General features: G+C 70.0%; 16 protein-coding genes. 10 read left to right on the top strand and 6 right to left on the bottom strand.

From position 1 onward, the window contains the following. Position 1: 1 nt before the first annotated feature. From ROA7023_RS10655 to ROA7023_RS10610, 10 genes are all read left to right on the top strand, one after another. A complete protein-coding gene (locus ROA7023_RS10655) occupies positions 2-844 on the top strand; it encodes a carbohydrate ABC transporter permease (RefSeq protein ID WP_085879026.1) in 843 nt (280 codons plus the stop codon). A 31-nt stretch (positions 845-875) separates the two neighbouring features. Continuing rightward, on the top strand, positions 876-2,093 hold the full coding sequence (locus tag ROA7023_RS10650) for an ABC transporter substrate-binding protein (RefSeq protein ID WP_143535518.1): 1,218 nt from the start codon (positions 876-878) through the stop codon (positions 2,091-2,093). 59 nt (positions 2,094-2,152) lie between these two features. After that, positions 2,153-3,250, top strand: a complete 1,098-nt coding sequence (locus tag ROA7023_RS10645; protein ID WP_085879025.1) for an ABC transporter ATP-binding protein — start codon at positions 2,153-2,155, stop codon at positions 3,248-3,250. Positions 3,251-3,277: 27 nt separating this feature from the next. Then, a complete protein-coding gene (locus ROA7023_RS10640; RefSeq protein ID WP_085879024.1) occupies positions 3,278-4,432 on the top strand; it encodes a Gfo/Idh/MocA family protein in 1,155 nt (384 codons plus the stop codon). Beyond that, positions 4,429-5,448 (top strand): SIS domain-containing protein, encoded by a 1,020-nt coding sequence (locus ROA7023_RS10635; RefSeq protein ID WP_234992155.1) that lies wholly within the window; start codon positions 4,429-4,431, stop codon positions 5,446-5,448. Before ROA7023_RS10640 ends, ROA7023_RS10635 begins: the two co-directional genes overlap by 4 nt. Then, positions 5,445-6,530 (top strand): AgaS family sugar isomerase, encoded by a 1,086-nt coding sequence (locus ROA7023_RS10630; RefSeq protein WP_085879023.1) that lies wholly within the window; start codon positions 5,445-5,447, stop codon positions 6,528-6,530. Before ROA7023_RS10635 ends, ROA7023_RS10630 begins: the two co-directional genes overlap by 4 nt. 23 nt (positions 6,531-6,553) lie before the next feature. Beyond that, positions 6,554-7,486, top strand: coding sequence for an ROK family protein (locus ROA7023_RS10625; protein ID WP_085879022.1), 933 nt, complete (start codon positions 6,554-6,556; stop codon positions 7,484-7,486). Next, positions 7,479-8,741 carry a class II D-tagatose-bisphosphate aldolase non-catalytic subunit gene (locus tag ROA7023_RS10620; protein ID WP_085879021.1) on the top strand — a complete coding sequence of 421 codons (1,263 nt, stop codon included), beginning with the start codon at positions 7,479-7,481 and terminating at the stop codon, positions 8,739-8,741. Before ROA7023_RS10625 ends, ROA7023_RS10620 begins: the two co-directional genes overlap by 8 nt. Continuing rightward, positions 8,738-9,865, top strand: a complete 1,128-nt coding sequence (locus ROA7023_RS10615; RefSeq protein WP_085879020.1) for an N-acetylglucosamine-6-phosphate deacetylase — start codon at positions 8,738-8,740, stop codon at positions 9,863-9,865. Before ROA7023_RS10620 ends, ROA7023_RS10615 begins: the two co-directional genes overlap by 4 nt. Before the next feature lie 96 nt (positions 9,866-9,961). Then, positions 9,962-11,824: a heavy metal translocating P-type ATPase gene (locus ROA7023_RS10610; RefSeq protein WP_085879019.1), complete on the top strand. Its 1,863-nt coding sequence runs from the start codon at positions 9,962-9,964 to the stop codon at positions 11,822-11,824. Positions 11,825-11,830: 6 nt separating this feature from the next. Here ROA7023_RS10610 and glnT read toward each other — a convergent pair whose 3' ends face one another. The 6 genes from glnT to ROA7023_RS10580 all read right to left on the bottom strand — a co-directional run bounded on the left by glnT (position 11,831) and on the right by ROA7023_RS10580 (position 18,063). Next, positions 11,831-13,138, bottom strand: a complete 1,308-nt coding sequence (gene glnT / locus ROA7023_RS10605) for a type III glutamate--ammonia ligase (protein ID WP_085879018.1) — start codon at positions 13,136-13,138, stop codon at positions 11,831-11,833. A 42-nt stretch (positions 13,139-13,180) separates the two neighbouring features. Beyond that, positions 13,181-14,509 (bottom strand): FMN-binding glutamate synthase family protein, encoded by a 1,329-nt coding sequence (locus ROA7023_RS10600; RefSeq protein ID WP_085879017.1) that lies wholly within the window; start codon positions 14,507-14,509, stop codon positions 13,181-13,183. A gap of 9 nt (positions 14,510-14,518) precedes the next feature. Then, the gene (locus tag ROA7023_RS10595; protein ID WP_085879016.1) at positions 14,519-15,202 is read right to left on the bottom strand and encodes a GltB/FmdC/FwdC-like GXGXG domain-containing protein; all 684 of its coding nucleotides are present in this window, start codon (positions 15,200-15,202) and stop codon (positions 14,519-14,521) included. 2 nt (positions 15,203-15,204) lie between these two features. After that, positions 15,205-16,092, bottom strand: a complete 888-nt coding sequence (locus ROA7023_RS10590; protein ID WP_085879015.1) for a class II glutamine amidotransferase — start codon at positions 16,090-16,092, stop codon at positions 15,205-15,207. Between the two features lie 154 nt (positions 16,093-16,246). Beyond that, positions 16,247-16,885: a helix-turn-helix domain-containing protein gene (locus ROA7023_RS10585; RefSeq protein ID WP_085879014.1), complete on the bottom strand. Its 639-nt coding sequence runs from the start codon at positions 16,883-16,885 to the stop codon at positions 16,247-16,249. 143 nt (positions 16,886-17,028) lie between these two features. Further along, positions 17,029-18,063 carry an NAD(P)H-binding protein gene (locus tag ROA7023_RS10580; protein WP_143535517.1) on the bottom strand — a complete coding sequence of 345 codons (1,035 nt, stop codon included), beginning with the start codon at positions 18,061-18,063 and terminating at the stop codon, positions 17,029-17,031. Between the last annotated feature and the right edge of the window lie 183 nt (positions 18,064-18,246).

The raw sequence follows: 18,246 nt of genomic DNA, 5'->3' as shown, positions 1-18,246 counted from the left end.
CATGATGGACCGCTACAGCCGCCTGCAGACGCTCGTGATCTACGCCGCCCTCGCGGTCTTCCTGACCTTCATCCTGCTGCCCTTCGTCGAGATGTTCATGGTCTCGCTGCGCCCGTTGGAGCATCTGTTCTCCACGCCCTACCGCTTCTGGGGTGACGATTTCAGCTTCGCCGTCTACCGCCAGATATGGGAGACCGTGCCGCTTCTGGGGCGCTACATCTTCAACTCGATCTACATCTCGGGGATGGTGACGGCGATCACGATGATCTTTGTGGTGCCTGCCGCCTATGCCTATGCCCGGCTGGATTTTCCGTTCAAGAACGCCAGCCTTGCGATTTTCCTCGGGGTCAACATGTTCACCGGCGCGGTGCTGCTGATCCCGCTCTACCGGGTGCTGCGCACCTTGGGCCTGCTCAACACCTACTGGGCCATGATCGTCCCCGGCGTGGCCTTCCTGATCCCCACCGGCATCTGGCTGCTGCGGTCCTACCTGGAAAAGATCCCGCGCGAGCTGGAAGAGGCCGCCTTCGTCGACGGTGCCAGCCGGCTCTATACCCTGCGGCGCGTGGTGCTGCCGCTGGCGGTGCCGGGGCTTATCGTGGTCAGCGTGGCCTTCTTCATCGGCGCCTATGCCCAGCAGTTCCTGTTCGCGATCACTTTCAACCAGGTGCGCGAATACCAGCCGCTGCCCGCCGGCCTGTTCGAGTTCATCGGCTACCAGGACGTCACCTGGAACGAGATGATGGCCGCCTCGCTCACGGGTGTTCTGCCGGTCATGGTCGTCTTCCTTTTCCTGCAGAAATACTTCGTCGCCGGACTGACGGCGGGGGCTGTCAAAGAATAGCCGAAGTCCAAACCAACAGGGAGTTATCCAAATGAACGGACTGAAAACACTGGGGATGTCGGCGATCCTTCTGGGCGGCACGGCACTGTCGGCCCTCGCGCAGGACACCGAGCTGCAATTCATCATGTGCGGCGGCGAGGTGCGCGAGGCGGACCAGGTCGTGATCGACCAGTTCACCGCCGACCATCCGGGCGTGACCGTGAACATGGAGGCGGTTCCGTGGGGCACCTGCCAGGACCGCTCGCTGACGCTGGCCGCCGCCGGTGATCCGCCCTCGATCGCCTACATGGGCAGCCGCACCCTGCGCCAGCTGGCAAACAACGACCTGATCGTGCCGGCCGAGATCCCGGCCGAGATGGAAGACCTCTACCAGCCCGGCGTCCTGAACACGGTGACGATCGAGGGCACGCGCTGGGGCTATCCGCACGCGTTCTCGACCAAGGCGCTCTACATCAACTGCGACCTGGTCGAGGCGGCCGGTGGCGAATGCACCGCCCCCCAGACCTGGGACGAGATGTATGCCATGGCCGAGATGATCGACGAGAACACCGATGCCGCCGGCATTGGCCTCGCCGGCAAGGACTTCGACAACACCATGCACCAGTTCCTGAACTACCTCTATTCCAACGGGGGCGTGGTGATCGACACAGGCACCGGCGAGAACATGCTCGACAGCGACGCCACCCGCCAGACGCTGGAATTCTACGGTAGGCTCGCCAGCGTGGCCCAGGAAGGCCCCACCGCGTGGGAGCGTGACCAGCTGCGCGACCACTTCAACGACGGCCAGATCGGCATGTATGTCCAGGGTCCCTGGGGCCGCGGCCAGCACAACGAGGACATTGCCCAGCTTGTCGCGCCGGTGCCGGCCGGCCCGTCGGGCGAAAGTGGCACGATCCTGATCACCGACAGTCTGGTGGTGTTCAAGGGCACGGGCCACGAGGAGATGGCCCAGCTTCTGGCGCAGGCGCTGACCTCGGGGGCCGCGCAATACGACCTCGACCAGTCCTGGGGCCTGACGCCGATCTTCGACTACGCGGCCATGGGCATCGAGTCGCCGTTCTGCGAGGGCGACGACTTCTGGGGCGTCTTCATGGCGGGCATTCCCGCCGGCGGACCCGAGCCGCTGGTCGAAGACTTCAAATCGTTGCAGTCGGTCTTCACCAACATGGTGCAGGGCATCCTGCTCGAGGATGACAGCGTCGACAACCTGGTGACCATCGCGGGCGAAGAGCTCGACGACGCGCTCTGATCGCAACCGGCGGGCCCCGTCGCCGGGGCCCGCCGCCACCCGCTGGGGAAGGGAAGACAATGGCCACGCTGGACCTGCAGAATATCCAGAAGAGCTTTGGCGACGCCAAGGTTCTGCACGACATCGACCTTGCCATCCGCGACCGGGAGTTCGTGGTCTTCGTCGGCCCCTCGGGCTGCGGCAAGTCCACCCTGCTGCGGATCATCGCGGGGCTGGAGGAGGCCACGTCGGGCAAGATCGTCATCGACGGGCAGGACGTCAGCCGCGACCATCCGCTGGATCGCGGAATCTCGATGGTGTTCCAGTCCTACGCGCTCTATCCGCACCTGTCGGTGTTCGAGAACATCGCCTTTCCGTTGCGCGTCGCCAAGATGCCCGAGCCGGATCTGAAGGCGAAAGTCGCACGCGCGGCCGAAATCCTGCAGTTGACCGACAAGCTGAAGCTGAAACCCGGACAGCTGTCCGGCGGCCAGCGCCAGCGGGTCGCCATCGGCCGGTCGATCGTGCGAGAGCCGCGAGTGTTCCTGTTCGACGAGCCGCTGTCCAACCTCGACGCCGCCCTGCGCGGGGACATGCGGGTGGAACTGAGCCAGCTGCACTGGCAGCTTGACGCCACCATGGTCTATGTCACCCACGACCAGGTCGAGGCGATGACCATGGCCGACCGAATCGTCGTCCTGAACGGCGGCAAAGTCGAGCAATTCGGCACGCCGATGGAGCTGTATCACCACCCCGCCACCAAGTTCGTGGCCGGATTCATCGGCCAGCCCAACATGAATTTCCTGCCTGCCCGCGTGTGCGGCACCGATACCGCCGGCGTCGCCGTCGAGGTGGCCAACGGCCCGACCCTGACCCTGCCGGTGGACCCCGAGGGCCTCACTCCCGGCGATGCGGTCGAGGTCGGCATCCACCCCGAGGACCTGACCCTCGGCGACGGCGGGATGACCATGAAAATCCACGTGCTCGAACGGCTCGGCGGCCAGTCCATCACCCACGGGCACCTGGGCGGGACCCGGATCTGCGCGGCGCTGCCCGGCACGGCCCCGATCCGCGAGGCCGAGGCCGTGGAGCTGGCCGTCGCCCCCAGCGCCTGCCATCTGTTCGACGCCCGGGGGCGGGTGGCGCGCCGCCGCGACGCCCTGGCGCTTGTCGCCTGACCGCGACGCCTGAAAGGAAGACCTAGAATGAAGATCGCCACCGCCGGCATCGGGCTGCGCCCCGGCCATGTCCTCTCGACCCTGCTCCGGACCATGCCCGAGGCGCGGATGGTCGGCTATTACGACCCGCAGCCGACCTTCCTTGACATGATCGGCGAGGACACGCCGCGCTTTGCCTCGGTCGAGGAGATGCTGGCCGAAACCCGGCCGGATCTGTTCTTCGTCGGCTCGCCCAACGTCTTTCACCTTGACCAGATCGAGGCAGGGCTGGAGGCGGGCGTGCCGCGCATCTTCACCGAAAAGCCCGTCGTGGTGACGATGGAAGAAACCATGCGGCTCGCGAAACTGCTGGCCAGCCACGGGCCGGAGCGGGTGATGGTCGGGCTGGTGCTGCGCTATTCCCAGCACATGGTCGACCTGCGCACGGCACTTGCCGAGGGCGTTCTGGGCCGCATCGCGTCACTGGAGGCCAACGAGCATATCGGGCCCTATCACGGCGCCTTCTTCATGCGCGACTGGCGCCGCAAGACCGACCTCTCGGGCGGGTTCATGCTGGAAAAGTGCTGCCATGACCTCGATCTCTACAACATGATCACGGGTTCGCGGCCCCGGCGCGTGGCCAGTTTCGGCGGCCGGCGGTCCTTCGTGCCGGATTTCGCGCCGACCTCGAACGCCGAGGCCGAGATCTTTCACGTCAAGAAATCGGTCTGGGAGAGCACCGACGATCCGTTCCGCTCGGACGGGGATATCATCGACTGCCAGACCGCGATACTGTCCTATGAAAGCGGGTCGAGCATGACGTTTCACACCAATCTGATGGTTCCCGACGAACAGCGCCGGTTCTGCGTGATCGGTGCGCAGGGCATGGCCGAGGGCGATTTCGTGCGCGGCTACCTCAAGATCACCCGGCGCGACGGCGAACGCTATGCCGACCACGATTACACCACCGGCGCACGGGCCGCGCAGGGAAATCACTACGGTGCCGACCAGATGATGTGCGACGACCTCGCCGCCTTCCTGCGCGGGCAGACCGAGGCGCTGCCGGTCTCAATCGTCGACGCGCTGGAGGCCGGGGTCGCGGCGCTGGCGCTCGACCAGGCGCGGCAGACGGGGGTCGTGGACCTGACCGACACCTGGGCGGAATTCGACAGCTACGGCCTGCGGGCGGGGGGCACCGCATGAGCGAGGCCGCCGTGAAACAGCCGGGCGCCCTGATGGCCGCCGAATCCGCGCAGGCGCTGGAGGTCTTCGGCCGGGCCGCCGCAACGGATCTGGCCGCGCGGCTGGCGTCCCTCGCGCCGGGCCGCTTGCGGGCGTTCTATACCGTTGCGCGCGGGTCGTCGGACGCGGCGGCCAATGTGCTGTCCTACGAGATCATGCGCGAGACCGGGTTGCCGGTGACCTCGCTGCCGCCCTCGGTGTTCTCCATCGGCGAGGGGGTCGACCTCGCGGGCTGCGGCGTCATCGTGATCTCGCAATCGGGGGGCTCGAACGACCTGGTGCGGGCGGCCCGCGGCGCGAAGGCCCGCGGCGCCACCGTGATCGCCATCACCAACGCCCCCGACAGCCCGGTAGAGGCCGAGGCGGACGTCACCCTGCCGATCGACGCCGGCGAAGAACGCGCCGTGCCCGCCACCAAGACGGTGGTCGGCGCGATCGGCACCGGCATGGCGCTGCTGTCGGCTCTGGTGCCGGGCTATGCCGCGCGGGCCCGGGCCTCGGCCCGGGCGGTCTCGAACGGCTCGACGGGGCTCGCTGCGGCGGGCGACATCCGGTCGGTGCTGCTGCGCGCCCAGCATGTCTATGTCATCGGGCGCGACACCGGCTATGGCGCCGCACAGGAGGTGGCGCTGAAGCTCAAGGAATGCTGTGCGCTCCATGCCGAGGCCTATTCCGCCTCTGAGGTGTTGCACGGGCCGCTGCAACTGGTGACCAAGCCCCTGACGGTGCTGATCCTCGACACCGGCGCCCCCGAGATCCAGGAGAGCCTCGACACCGCCGAGGCGCGGCTGCGGGAGGGGCGGGCCACGGTGATCCGGATCCGGCCGTCGGATGCGGGCTTTGCCGGGCTGACGCCCGCGGCGGCGGCGGCTGTCCTGCTGGCCATCCTCTACCCGGTCGTGCTGGACACTGCGCTGGCACTGGGTCATGACCCCGACGCACCGGATACGCTTTCCAAGGTGACACGGACGACATGACCGAAGACCGAGACGACCTGTCCCGCTGGGCCACCTGGCGGGAGCTGCACGCCCAGCCCGAGATCTGGCGCGGCTGGGCCGAGGAGTTCGCCGCGCACGAGGTGCGCGACTGGATCGCCTCGCTCGACGCGCCCGAGGTCTGGTTCTGCGGCGCGGGCACCTCGGCCTATATCGGCGACATCGTCGCCGCGGGGCTGGAGGGGCAGGGGACGCGGATGCGGTCGGTGCCCACCACCGACCTCGTCAGCCGGCCCCATGCCTACCTGCCCGGGCCGCGCCCGCTGGTGGTGAACTTCGGCCGCTCCGGCGGCTCGCCCGAGACGCTGGGCGCCCTCGACGCGCTGGACGTGCTGGCGCCCGAGGCGCCGCGCCTCAACGTGACCTGCAACGACAAGGGGGCGCTGGCCCGGCGCAAGGCCACCGGCGAATGCGGTGTCGTGGTCCTGCCCGAGGCGACCCACGACCAGGGTTTCGCGATGACGTCGAGCTTTTCGACCATGTTGCTGACGGCCCTGACCCTGTTCGACGCCGACCCGCCCGAGGACGCCCTGCCGGACCTGGCCGAGGCGCTCGAGGCGCTGCTGCCGCGCTATGCCGCCGTCGCCGCCGAGGCCGAGCCGCCCGGACGCATCGTGTTCCTGGGCACCGGCCCGATGGCTTTCGCGGCGCGCGAGGCCGCGCTGAAGGTGATGGAGCTGACGGCGGGCCGCGTGGCCGCGCTCTGGGACAGCACCCTCGGGTTTCGCCACGGCCCCAAGAGCTTCGTCGACGACAGCACCCGCATCGTGCTCTTTGCCAGCCGCGACCCGCAGGCCTCCAACTACGAGGCCGACCTGATCGACGAATTGTCGGGGCAATATCCCCACGCGGGGCTGGCCTCCTTCGGTCCGGGCGGCGATCTGGACCCCAAGCTCGACCTGCCGGACGTCTGGCAGACGCCGCTGGCGGTGGCGCTGGCGCAGGTGCTGGGGGTGGTCTGGTCCGACGCGATCGGGCTGGATGTGGACGATCCGTTCAAGGGCCGGGGCACGCTGTCGCGCGTGGTCGCGGGGGTCACGCTTTATCCGGTCAAGCGGCCATGACCGCCGGGTCCGGTCAAGCGGCCATGACCCCCGGGTCCGGTCAAACAGACAAGACCGCCGCGGGCATCGACCTCGGCGGCACCAAGATCGAGACCCAGGTCTTCGACGCCGACTGGTCCATGGCGGACCGGCTTCGCCAGGACACGCCGCGCGAGTATCCCGCGCTGGTCGAGGCGGTGGCCGAGCATGTGCGCTGGGCCGCCGAGCGGGTGGGCGACGGGCCGATCGGCGTGGGCTCTCCGGGCCTGGTGAACCCGACCACGGGGCTGGCGCTCGCCGCGAACCTGCCGGTCTCCGGCAAGCCCTTCACCGCCGATATCGCCACGGTGGCCGGGCGCCCGGTGACCCATGTGAACGATTGCCGGGCCTTCGCCCTCTCAGAGGCCGTGTTCGGCGCGGCACGGGGCAAATCCCCCGCCGTGGGGCTGATCCTCGGCACCGGGGTGGGCGGCGGCGTGGTGGTCGAGGGGCGGCTGATCTCGGGCCATTCCGCCGTGGGTGGCGAGTTCGGCCATGTCTACGCCCCCGCCCACCTGGTCGCCCGCCACGGCCTGCCGGTCGTGGGCTGCGGCTGCGGCCGCGAGGGGTGCCTTGAAACCTACGTGGCCGGCCCGGGCCTGACCCGGCTGGCGCAGGCGGTGACCGGCCGCGCCCTGACCCCGCCCGAGATCGCGGACGCCAAGGGGACCGACGCCGACGCCTCCGTCGTCTGGGATATCTGGTGTGAATTTGCTGCGGAGCTGATGATGACCCTGATCTGTACTGTCGATCCCGATGTGATCGTGCTCGGCGGCGGGCTGAGCAAGATCCCCGGCGTTGCTGACGACCTGAGCCTGGCCCTCGGGCGGTCGCAGCTTTCGGGGTTCCGCATCCCGCAGATCGTGCTCGCCGAGGGCGGGGATGCCAGCGGGGCACGCGGCGCGGCCTATGCCGCCTGGCAGTCGGCCCATGGCTGAGCTCGCCCGCGATATCGCCGCCCGCAACCGGGCCGGAGAGCCGGTGGCGCTGACCTCGGTCTGTTCGGCCCATGCCGAGGTGCTGACCATCTGCCTGGCCCATGCCGCCCGCGCCGGCGTGCCGCTGGCGATCGAGGCGACGTCGAACCAGGTCAACCACCAGGGCGGCTACACCGGGCAGTCGCCGGCCGATTTCGCGACCGCGGCGCGCGCCATGGCCGAGGCGGCCGGTGCGCGGATCGTCCTCGGGGGCGATCACCTCGGCCCGCAGGCCTGGCGTGCGCAGCCGGCCGCGGAGGCCATGGCCGAGGCCCGCGCCATGGTCGCGGCCTATGCCGCGGCGGGCTTCACCAAGATCCATCTCGACTGCTCCGAAGGCTGCGCGGGAGAGCCTGCGCAACTGCCCGACGCGGTCACCGCCGAGCGTTCCGCCGATCTCGCGCGGGTCGCGCGGGACCACGCGCCGGACCCCGAGGCGCTGCTGTTCGTGATCGGCACCGAGGTGCCGCCCCCCGGCGGCGCCCGGCTGGACGAGGACGGCGACATCCCCGCCACCACCCCCGAAAGCGCCGCCGCGACCCTCGCGGCCCATCGCGCGGCCTTCGAGCAGGCCGGGCTTGCCGATCTGCTGCCCCGGATCGCCGGGCTGGTCGTGCAGCCGGGCGTGGAGTTCTCGCCCATGGCCGTCCACCACCTGCCGCGCGACCGCGACCCGGGGCTGCGGGCGGCGCTGGCCGGCTGGCCCGGCGTCACGCTCGAGGCGCATTCGACCGATTACCAGCGCCCCGAGGCCTATGCCCGCCTGGCCGAGCTGGGCTTCGGTTTTCACAAGGTCGGCCCCGCGCTGACCTTCGCCTGGCGGCAGGCGGTCTATGGCCTCGACCTGCTGCGCACGATGCTGGGGCAGACGCCCGAAGAGACGTTGCCCGGCCTGATGGAACGGCTGATGCTCGACGATCCGCGCCATTGGTCGGGCCATTACCACGGCCAGCCGCGGGACCGCCGCATCGCGCGCCATTTCGGGCTTGCCGACCGGATCCGCTATTACTGGCCCGCCCAGCCGGCGCAACGGGCGGTGGCGCGGCTGCGGGCGGATCTTGCCGACATGCCGCTGCCCGCGCCGATGCTGGCGCAGGTCTTCTGCGACGAGACCATCGCCCGCGCCGAGGCGCTGGGCGGGCTCTCGCCCGACACGCTGATCGCCGCCGAGGTGGACCGTGCGCTTGCCCCCTATCTGCAGGTGGCGCCGCGATGACCTGGATTGCGCCCGATCTGCTGTTCGACGGGGGCCGGCTGCGCGAGGCCATGGCCCTGCGGGTGCAGGACGGCCGCATCGCCGAGATCGCCCCCCGCCGCGCCGCGCCCGGCGCTGCGCCGCTGGCCGGCCTCGTCTCCCCCGGATTCGTCGATCTGCAGGTCAATGGCGGTGGCGATTGCCTGCTGAACACCGACCCGACCCGTTCGGGGATGGAGACCATCGCCGCCGCCCATCGCCGTTTCGGCACCGTGGCGATCCTGCCCACTGTCATCACCGACGCGCCCGAGGTGCTGGACCGCGCCGCCTTGGCCGCGCTCGCGGCGCGGGGGCGGGGGCGGGGCGACCTGATCGGGCTGCATATCGAGGGGCCGCATATCTCGCAGGCCCGCCGCGGCACCCATGCCGCCGCCCACGTCCGGCCGATGGACGCGCGGACCCTGGACGTCGTCCGGAGGCTGCGCGAGGCGCAGGTGCCGGTGATGATCACTCTCGCACCCGAGGCGGCAAGCCCCGCGCAGATCGCCGAGCTCGCGGCGACGGGGGCCGTCGTGTCGCTGGGCCATTCCGACGCCGCCGCCGAAGAGGTCCGGACGGCGCTGGCGGCGGGCGCGGGGGCCTTCACCCATCTCTTCAACGCCATGAGCCAGATGCAGAACCGCGCCCCCGGGGTCGTCGGCGCCGCGATCAATTCGGGCGTGCCTGCAGGCATCATCTGCGACGGCCACCATGTCGCCGACGAGATGGTGGCGCTGGCGATCCGGGCCCGGCCGGCGCCGGATCTGATGTTTCTGGTGTCGGACGCGATGTCGACGGTCGGCGGCTCGGACCACATGACGCTCTACGGACAGGACGTCCGGCTGGTGAATGGCCGGCTGGTCAATGCCGAAGGCTCGCTGGCCGGCGCCCATGTGACGCAGGCGGAGGCCGTCGCGCGGCTGGTGACGGTGCTGGGCATCGCCCCAGAGGTCGCGCTGCGCATGGCGATCACTGTGCCCGCGCGGCTGATGGGGCGGGACGATCTGGCGACGCTGCAGGGCCGCGCGGTCCGCGACGTGCTGTCCATCCGTCCCGATTGGCGGGTCGCGGGCTCGCTGGAGGATGTGGCGACCCCGGTCGGCTGAGCCCGGCGCCCCAAAACGGAGCTTGGAGGGGGCGGCCCCTGCGCCTAGGCTCGCCCGAAAGGGCAGCGCCCGCAGGATCGGCAACAGGTGCAGCCAATGCTCAACGATCGCCCGAAAGTGGCCCTCGCCGGGATCGCGCTGCTGGGCCTTCTTGTCGGTCTGGCCCTGTGGACCTCGGGCAGGCCGGATGCGGCCAGTCTCGGCTGGATCGCGGGGGTCCTTCCGGTGCTGGCCGGCCTTGTGTTGGAGATCCTGCGCGGGCTGAGGTCGGGCGAGGTCGGGCTCGACATCGTCGCGGCCCTGTCGATGACCGCGGCGATGGTCTTCGGCGAAGAACTTGCGGCCTCGGTCGTGGCGCTGATGTATTCCGGCGGCACCCTGCTCGAAAGCTACGCCGAGGGCCGCGCCCGGCGCGAGATGCGGGACCTGCTGTCGCGGGTGCCGCGCTCTGCCATGCGGCTGCGGGACGGCGCCCTCGAAGAGGTGCCGCTGGACGAGATCGCCCCCGGTGACCGCCTGATGATCCGGCAGGGAGAGGTCGCGCCGGTCGACGGCACCCTCGCCTGGGCGGGCGCGGCACTTGATCAATCCGCGCTGACGGGCGAGTCGCTGCCGGTGCGCCTGGCGCGGGGCGACGACATCATGAGCGGCGCCACCAATGCCGGCGAGGCGTTCGAGATGACGGTGACGCGCCGCGCCGCCGACAGCACCTATGCCGGCATCGTCCGGCTGGTCGAGGCGGCGCAGAAATCGCGGGCGCCCATGGCGCGGATGGCCGACCGCTATTCGCTGGTGTTTCTGGCGGTCACCGTGACCCTGGCCTTCGCGGCCTGGTGGTCCACCGGCGACCCGATCCGCGCGGTGGCGGTGCTGGTGATCGCGACGCCGTGCCCGCTGATCCTCGCCGTGCCGGTGGCGCTTGTGGCGGGGCTGTCGCGGGCGGCGCATTTCGGCGTGCTGATCAAGGGCGCCCCGGCGCTGGAGACCATGGCCCGGATCCGCACGCTGATCCTCGACAAGACCGGAACGCTGACCGACGGCCGCCCCGGCATCGTCGCGATAGAGCGGCAGGGGGCCTTGTCTGACGACGAGATCCTGCGCCACGCGGCGGCGCTGGACCAGGCCTCGGGGCATCCCATGGCCCAGGCGCTGGTCGCGGCCGCCCGGGCGCGGGGCCTGTCGCTGCCGGTCCCGACCGAGGTGGTGGAGACCCCGGGCGAGGGCATGGCCGGCCGCGTGGCGGGCCGCGCGACGCTGGTGGGCGGCGTCGCATTCGTGGCCGGCCGGTCCGGGCCGGCGGAGGCTGGGGCCGAGGATCGGGGTCCCGGCGCCGTGGTCGTCGCCGTTGCTGTGGACGGGGCGCCCGCGGGCCGCATTGTCATGGCCGACGCGCTTCGGCCCGGAACGGCCGCGCTGTTGCGGGGCCTGCGGCAGGGCGGGATCGGTCGGCTTGTGCTTGCCACCGGCGACCGGCGGGCCGTGGCCGAGGCGGTGACAGAGGGTCTGGGCCTCGACGCGGTCCGGTCGGACCTCACCCCCGAGCAGAAGCTGCGGCTGGTGCAGGACGAACGCGAGGGCGGCCCGGTGATGATGGTCGGCGACGGGGTCAACGATGCCCCCGCGCTGGCGGCGGCGGATATCGGCGTGGCGATGGGGGCGCACGGGGCTGCCGCCTCGGCCGAGGCGGCCGATGTCGTGTTGCTGGTCGATCACCTGGACCGGTTGCTGAGCGGGCTGCAGGTCGCCCGCCGCGCCCGCGCCATCGCCGTGCAGAGCATGGTCGCGGGCATCGGCCTGTCGATCGCGGGGATGATCGCGGCCGCGCTGGGCTATCTCTCGCCGGTGCAGGGCGCGCTGATCCAGGAGGTGATCGACGTGGCCGTGATCCTCAACGCGCTGCGGGCCCTGCGGATCGCGCCGGAGGCACGGGACTCGACGGGTGGGCCCGCGCAGGTCTGACGGCGCTCAGATGTCCAGCGTGTTGTCACGCTCCCATTGCGAGAAATGCGAGACGTAGTCGGTCCATTCCTGCAGCTTCATCTTGACGTAGGAGGCCGAGAACTCTGCGCCCATGGCCGCGGTCAGGCCTGTGTCGGCCTCGAAGGCGCGGACCGCGTCGAGCAGGTTCAGCGGCAGCCGCGGCGCGTCCTTGACCGTGTGCCCTTCGGCATACATGTCGATGTCGTAGCGCGGGCCGGGGTCCGCCTTGGCCGCGATGCCCGAGAGGCCCGCGGCGATGATGACGGCCTGCAGCAGATAGGGGTTGGCCGCCCCGTCGGGCAAGCGCAGCTCGAACCGGCCGGGGCCGGGGACGCGCACCATGTGGGTCCGGTTGTTGCCGGTCCAGGTGACGGTGTTGGGCGCCCAGGTCGCCCCCGACACGGTGCGCGGCGCGTTGATCCGCTTGTAGCTGTTGACCGTCGGGTTGGTGATCGCCGCCAGCGCGGTGGCGTGCCGCATGATCCCGCCCAGGAAACTGCGGCCTTGCTCCGAAAGGCCCAGCTCCTTGCCGTCGTCGGCGAAGACGTTGCTCGCCCCGTCTGGCGACCAGACCGAGATATGGGCGTGGCAACCGTTGCCCGTAAGCCCCTCGATCGGCTTGGGCATGAAGGTCGCGCGGAACCCGTGCTTTTCGGCGACCGACTTGACCATGAACTTGAAGAACGAATGCCGGTCGGCCGTCACCAGCGCATCGGCGAAGTCCCAGTTCATCTCGAACTGGCCGTTCGCGTCCTCGTGGTCGTTCTGGTAGGGGCCCCAGCCGAGATCGAGCATGTAGTCGCAGATTTCGGAAATCACGTCATAGCGCCGCATCACCGCCTGCTGGTCGTAGCAGGGTTTGGTGGCGGTATCGAACGGGTCCGAAATCTGCGTGCCCTCGGGCGTCAGCAGGAAGAACTCCGCCTCGACCCCGGTCTTGACGCGCAGGTTCTTGGCGAGCGCCGTGTCGACCAGCCGGCGCAGCACGTTGCGGGGGGCCTGGGCCACGTCCTCGCCCTCCATCACGCAATTCGCGGCGACCCAGGCGACCTCGGGCTTCCAGGGCAGCTGGATCACGGTTGTGGGGTCGGGCACGGCCAGCATGTCGGGATGCGCCGGGGTCATGTCGAGCCAGGTGGCAAAGCCCGCGAAGCCCGCGCCCTCGACCGCCATCTCTCCGATCGCCTGGGCGGGCACAAGTTTGGCCCGCTGACCGCCGAAGAGGTCGGTGTAGGAGATCATTAAGTATTTCACACCCTTCTCACGGGCAAAGGCGGCGAGGTCCTGTGTCATCTGGTGCTGTCCCTTGTCTGATGTCTGTCCCTGAAAGTCGGCCTAGTATCCGCCCCGCCCCGGGATCCAGTCCGTCCCCGCAAGCGGGACGCCGGCCATGGCGGCGGCCTCTATGGTCAATGCGCAAAGGTCCTCGGGTTCGAGGTTGTGGACATGGCTCTTGCCGCAGGCCCGCGCGATGGTCTGGCATTCCAGTGTCATCACCGCGAGGTAATTGCGCAAGCGCCGCGCCGCCTCGACCGGGTCGAGCCGGCTGGCAAGCGCGGGGTCCTGGGTGGTGATGCCGGCCGGGTCGCGCCCCTCGTGCCAGTCGTCATAGGCCCCGGCGGTGGAGCCCAGCGCGTTGTATTCGGCCTCCCAGCGCGGATCGTTGTCGCCCAGCGCCACCAGCGCCGCCGTCCCGATGGACACCGCGTCGGCCCCCAGCGCCAGCGCCTTGGCCACGTCCGCGCCCGACCGGATACCGCCCGAGACCACAAGCTGCACCTTGCGGTGCATCCCGAGGTCCTGCAGCGCCTGAACGGCGGGGCGGATGCAGGCCAGCGTCGGCAGGCCGACGTTCTCGATGAAGACATCCTGGGTCGCCGCCGTCCCGCCCTGCATGCCGTCGAGCACGATCACGTCGGCCCCCGCCTTCACCGACAGCGCGGTGTCGTAATAGGGCCGCGCCCCGCCGACCTTGACGTAGATCGGCTTTTCCCAGCCGGTGATCTCGCGCAACTCCAGGATCTTGATCTCGAGGTCGTCCGGCCCGGTCCAGTCCGGGTGACGACAGGCAGAGCGCTGGTCGATGCCCACGGGCAGATCGCGCATCCCGGCCACGCGCTCGGTGATCTTCTGGCCCAGCAGCATGCCGCCGCCGCCGGGCTTGGCGCCCTGGCCCACCACGATCTCGATCGCATCGGCGCGGCGCAGGTCGTCGGGGTTCATGCCGTAGCGGGACGGCAGGTATTGATAGACCAGCAGTTTCGAATGGCCGCGCTCTTCCTCTGTCATGCCGCCGTCGCCGGTGGTGGTCGAGGTGCCGGCCATGGTCGCGCCGCGCCCCAGCGCCTCCTTGGCTTGCCCGGAGAGGGCGCCGAAGCTCATGCCGGCGATGGTGATGGGAATGTCGAGCCGGATCGGCTTTTTCGCAAAGCGTGTGCCCAGGGTGACGGCTGTGTCGCAGCGCTCGCGGTAGCCTTCCAGCGGGTAGCGGCTGATCGAGGCGCCGAGGAACAGCAGGTCGTCGAAATGCGGCACGCGGCGCTTGGCGCCGCCGCCGCGGATGTCGTAGATGCCGGTCGCGGCGGCGCGCCGGATCTCGGAATTGACGTCGTTGGTGAAGGTCGCCGACAGGCGCGGCTGGGTGCGGGGGGGCTGGTCTGTCATCGCCTGTCCTCAATACGCCGACGCATTGTCGACCTTGAAATGATAAAGCTGCCGGGCCGAGCCATAGCGCCGGAATTCCTCGGGGCGGGCATCGGCCCCGGCGCGGTCCAGAAGCTCGGCCAGCAGGGTCAGATGCTCGGGCCGCATCTCCTTTTCGACGCAATCGGCGCCCAGCGACTTGACCGACCCGCGCACGAAAAGCCGCGCCTCGTAGAGGCTGTCGCCCAGCGCGTCGCCTGCGTCGCCCAGCACCACAAGGTTGCCCTTCTGCGCCATGAAGGCGGACATGTGGCCGACATTGCCATGGACCACGATGTCGATCCCCTTCATCGAGATGCCGCAGCGCGAACTGGCGTTGCCCTTGACCACCAGCAGCCCGCCATGGCCGGTGGCGCCGGCATACTGGCTGGCGTCGCCGTCGATCACCACGGTGCCCGACATCATGTTCTCGGCCACGCCCGGCCCGGCCGAGCCGGTGACCGTGACGCTGGCCTGCTTGTTCATGCCCGCGCAGTAATAGCCCGTGGAGCCGCGCACGGTGACCGCGATCGGCGCGTCTAGCCCGACGGCCAGCGCATGGGCGCCGCGCGGGTTCAGCACCTCCCAGGCGGTTTCGTTGGTGTCCTGCGGCTGGCCTTGCAGCATGGCGTTCAGGCTGCGCAGGTCGGTGGTTGCCATGTCGATGGTCTGCATGTTCAGCGCTCCCAGAAATAGACGGTGGCGGGTTCGGGCTCCCAGACCCGGGCCGTGTCGATCCCGGGCAAATCGACGAGGGCGCGGTATTCGCTGCCGAAGGCCACGTAGTCCTCGGTCTCGGCCAGGACGGCGGGCTTGCAGGCGACCGGATCGCGCAGCACGCCAAAGCCGGTCTCGGTTCCCACGACGAAGGTGTAGAACCCGTCGAGATCCGACAGCCCCGCCTCCAGCGCCTGCCCGAGGTTGGCGCCCTCGCGCATCTTCCAGGTGAGGTAGGCGGCCGCGACCTCGCTGTCGTTCTGGCTGGAGACGGTGATGCCCTCGCGGGCCAGCGTCCGGCGCAAGCCGTTGTGGTTGGACAGCGACCCGTTGTGCACAAGGCATTGGTCCGGCCCGGTTGAGAACGGGTGGGCGCCGTCGGTCGTGACGGCGCTTTCGGTGGCCATGCGGGTGTGGCCGATGCCGTGGCTGCCGGCCATCTCGCGCAGGCCGAAGCGGTCGGCCACGTCGCGCGGCAGGCCGACCTCCTTGAAGATCTCCATCGCCTTGCCGCTGCCCATGACCCGCAGGCCGGGGAAATCCCCGGCCAAGGCGGCGCGGATCGCCCCGGCCCGCTCTGCCGGAAGCGAGACCACCGCGTGGGTGTCGAGCCGGCGCAGCGTGATGGTGGCGTCCTGCTCCTGCAGCCAGTGCTCCAGCGCCGGGAATACGGTGTCCGGCGTGTCGGATTGCACGGTCAGCTTGTGATCCTGCGGAGCGCCGTAGACCGCGATGCCGGCGCTGTCGGGGCCCCGGTCGGTCATCGTGATCAGCATGTCGGTCAGCAGCCCGCCCAGCCGGGGGCGCAGCGTCTCGGTCTTGAGGAACAGGCCGACAATTCCACACATCTTGCTCTCCGTAGCTGATCGGTGCCGGGCGCGGCGCGAGTCGAGAAATTCACTAGATGAATATCAGTTGCCTTGCAGGAATATAAAGTCCCTTGTCGCCCGATGTCGCCGTCTTTCGCGAATTCTGCCCAAATACCGGGCAGAATGGCCGGGCTCAGCCGTTCTGGGGATAGCAGATTGCCGACAGGTAGCGGATCGGCAGGTCGATCAGCGCCTCGGGGCCGTGGGGCGCGTCGGCGTCGAAGAACAGGCTGTCGCCGGGCAGCAGCCGGTAGAGCTCTTCGCCGTGGCGATAATCGACTGTGCCCTCGAGCATGTAGATCAGCTCTATCCCGTCATGCTGGAAGGCCGGGAAGACGTCGGAATGCTCCGACAGGGTGATCAGGTAAGGCTCCACGATCACCCCGCTGCCGTTGGAGCCGATATGGCCCAGCAGGTTGTACTGGTGGCCCGCGCGGGTGCCCGAACGCTCCACCTCCGCGGCCTCGCCCGCGCGGACATGCATCGCGCCGCGCGGCTCGGCATAGCCCTCGAAGAGCGAGACCAGCGGTACGCTGAGCGCATGGGACAGGGTCTGCAACGTGGTGAGCGAGGGCGAGGTGGCGCCGTTCTCGATCTTCGACAGCATCCCCGCCGAGAGGCCGGTCTTAACCGCCAGGTCATGGACCGTCATCCGCTGCTGCTTGCGGTGGCGGCGGACCGAGCGGCCGATGGCGGCCTCCAGGTTCTTGTCGGCACGGTCGCGCAGGCGGTGCGGGTTCTGGCGCAGGCCGGGCGGGGACTTGTCTGACATGCAACTATCCTTCCTCGGAAGAACATTGCCGGGCGATGACGGCTTTGCAAGGGGCGGGCAGCGTCGCGCCGGGCCAGGGTGCGCCGGGCCAGGGTGCGCCGGGCCGCGTCGCGCCGGGGTGCGCGGGGCCGCGCGGAGGCGCGTCAGAAGACGGCGTGGTCGCCGCGCTCGGCCCGGACCTCGCCGCTGACCAGCCGCGCGTAATAGTCCAACAGCGTATCCCGCCCGAAGGAGGGCGTGGCCCCGGCGTCATAGCGCCCGGTGGCCGGGTCCAGAACCAGCATGGATTCGGTCGCGTAATAGCGCCCGATCCGCGCCAGCTCGCTCTTTTCGGCAAGCCGCGGGCTGACCCGCCCGGCGAGCGCCAGCCCCCCGCGGATCGTGTCGAGCAGGGCGACGGGCACCTGCCGGAACTTCGGCGGCCGGCCGAGCAGACGGAAAAGCGCCTCGCCCTGCTCGCGCGGGGTGATCGCGGGGCCGGGGCCGCCGATGGGCAAGATCCTGTTCCAGCGGTCCTCGTCCGCGATGCAGCCGGCGAGATAGCCGCCGAGATCGGCGTCGCTGATCGGCTTGCAGGCGGTCAGGGTGCCGTCGCCGAAGACGAGGAACGGCTTGCCCGCCCGGACCCTGTCCAGCTGGCCGGAGAGGGATTTGAAGAACGCCGTCGCGCGGACGATGGAATAGGTGATGCCGGAGCTTGCGAGCTCCCGCTCGAAGGCGAGCTTGGCCTGCTGGAAGGCCAGGAGTGGCTTTTGCACGCAGATCGCCGAGAGCTGCACCATGTGGCCCACGCCCGCCGCCCGCGCGGCCGTCAGCGCGTGGACATGGGCCCGGTGGTCGATGGCCCAGGCGTCCTTCGGGGCGCCGGTGCGCGACGCGAGGCAGGAGACCAGCACGTCGAAACACTCGCCCCGAAAGCCGTCGCGGGCCAGCGAGTCCGGGTCGGTGACGTCGCCGAAGCGCACCTCGGTCCCCGCCAGCAGGTCCTGGCTCGCCGTCTCCGTCAGGCGCCCGCCTACGCCGGCGCGGGGCCGCACGAAGCAGACGACATCGTATCCGCGCGCGACGAGAGCCGCCGCCGTGGCCCGCCCGATTGTGCCGGTCGCCCCGATCAGAAAGACGCGCCGGGCGGGAGCGGGAGGGCGTTCGGCGGGGGCGGTTGAGGGGCTCGACGTCATGGGGGCAGACTACCTGTCGGCGCCGTCGCGGCAAGGGCCATCCCGCCGGGCTGTGGCCATGCGCCCGGCGCGATGTATGTTGCACCCAAACGGTGTGCAGCGCACCGCGTGCAGCGCACCGCCCGCACCGTATGCAGCGCACCGCCCGCACCGCGCGCAGCGCACCGCCCGCAACGACAGGAC

This window comes from Roseisalinus antarcticus, assembly GCF_900172355.1.
GTDB lineage: Bacteria > Pseudomonadota > Alphaproteobacteria > Rhodobacterales > Rhodobacteraceae > Oceanicola > Oceanicola antarcticus_A.
Note: the sequence above shows the minus strand (reverse complement) of the source record. Positions and strands in the feature narration are given on the sequence as shown.

Excerpts from the sequence above, each read along its gene's own strand:
- ROA7023_RS10655 (WP_085879026.1), top strand. The coding sequence starts at position 2 with ATGATGGACCGCTACAGCCGCCTGCAGACGCTCGTGATCTACGCCGCC.
- ROA7023_RS10650 (WP_143535518.1), top strand. The coding sequence starts at position 876 with ATGAACGGACTGAAAACACTGGGGATGTCGGCGATCCTTCTGGGCGGC.
- ROA7023_RS10645 (WP_085879025.1), top strand. The coding sequence starts at position 2,153 with ATGGCCACGCTGGACCTGCAGAATATCCAGAAGAGCTTTGGCGACGCC.
- ROA7023_RS10640 (WP_085879024.1), top strand. The coding sequence starts at position 3,278 with ATGAAGATCGCCACCGCCGGCATCGGGCTGCGCCCCGGCCATGTCCTC.
- ROA7023_RS10635 (WP_234992155.1), top strand. The coding sequence starts at position 4,429 with ATGAGCGAGGCCGCCGTGAAACAGCCGGGCGCCCTGATGGCCGCCGAA.
- ROA7023_RS10630 (WP_085879023.1), top strand. The coding sequence starts at position 5,445 with ATGACCGAAGACCGAGACGACCTGTCCCGCTGGGCCACCTGGCGGGAG.
- ROA7023_RS10625 (WP_085879022.1), top strand. The coding sequence starts at position 6,554 with ATGACCCCCGGGTCCGGTCAAACAGACAAGACCGCCGCGGGCATCGAC.
- ROA7023_RS10620 (WP_085879021.1), top strand. The coding sequence starts at position 7,479 with ATGGCTGAGCTCGCCCGCGATATCGCCGCCCGCAACCGGGCCGGAGAG.
- ROA7023_RS10615 (WP_085879020.1), top strand. The coding sequence starts at position 8,738 with ATGACCTGGATTGCGCCCGATCTGCTGTTCGACGGGGGCCGGCTGCGC.
- ROA7023_RS10610 (WP_085879019.1), top strand. The coding sequence starts at position 9,962 with ATGCTCAACGATCGCCCGAAAGTGGCCCTCGCCGGGATCGCGCTGCTG.
- glnT (WP_085879018.1), bottom strand. The coding sequence starts at position 13,138 with ATGACACAGGACCTCGCCGCCTTTGCCCGTGAGAAGGGTGTGAAATAC.
- ROA7023_RS10600 (WP_085879017.1), bottom strand. The coding sequence starts at position 14,509 with ATGACAGACCAGCCCCCCCGCACCCAGCCGCGCCTGTCGGCGACCTTC.
- ROA7023_RS10595 (WP_085879016.1), bottom strand. The coding sequence starts at position 15,202 with ATGCAGACCATCGACATGGCAACCACCGACCTGCGCAGCCTGAACGCC.
- ROA7023_RS10590 (WP_085879015.1), bottom strand. The coding sequence starts at position 16,092 with ATGTGTGGAATTGTCGGCCTGTTCCTCAAGACCGAGACGCTGCGCCCC.
- ROA7023_RS10585 (WP_085879014.1), bottom strand. The coding sequence starts at position 16,885 with ATGTCAGACAAGTCCCCGCCCGGCCTGCGCCAGAACCCGCACCGCCTG.
- ROA7023_RS10580 (WP_143535517.1), bottom strand. The coding sequence starts at position 18,063 with ATGACGTCGAGCCCCTCAACCGCCCCCGCCGAACGCCCTCCCGCTCCC.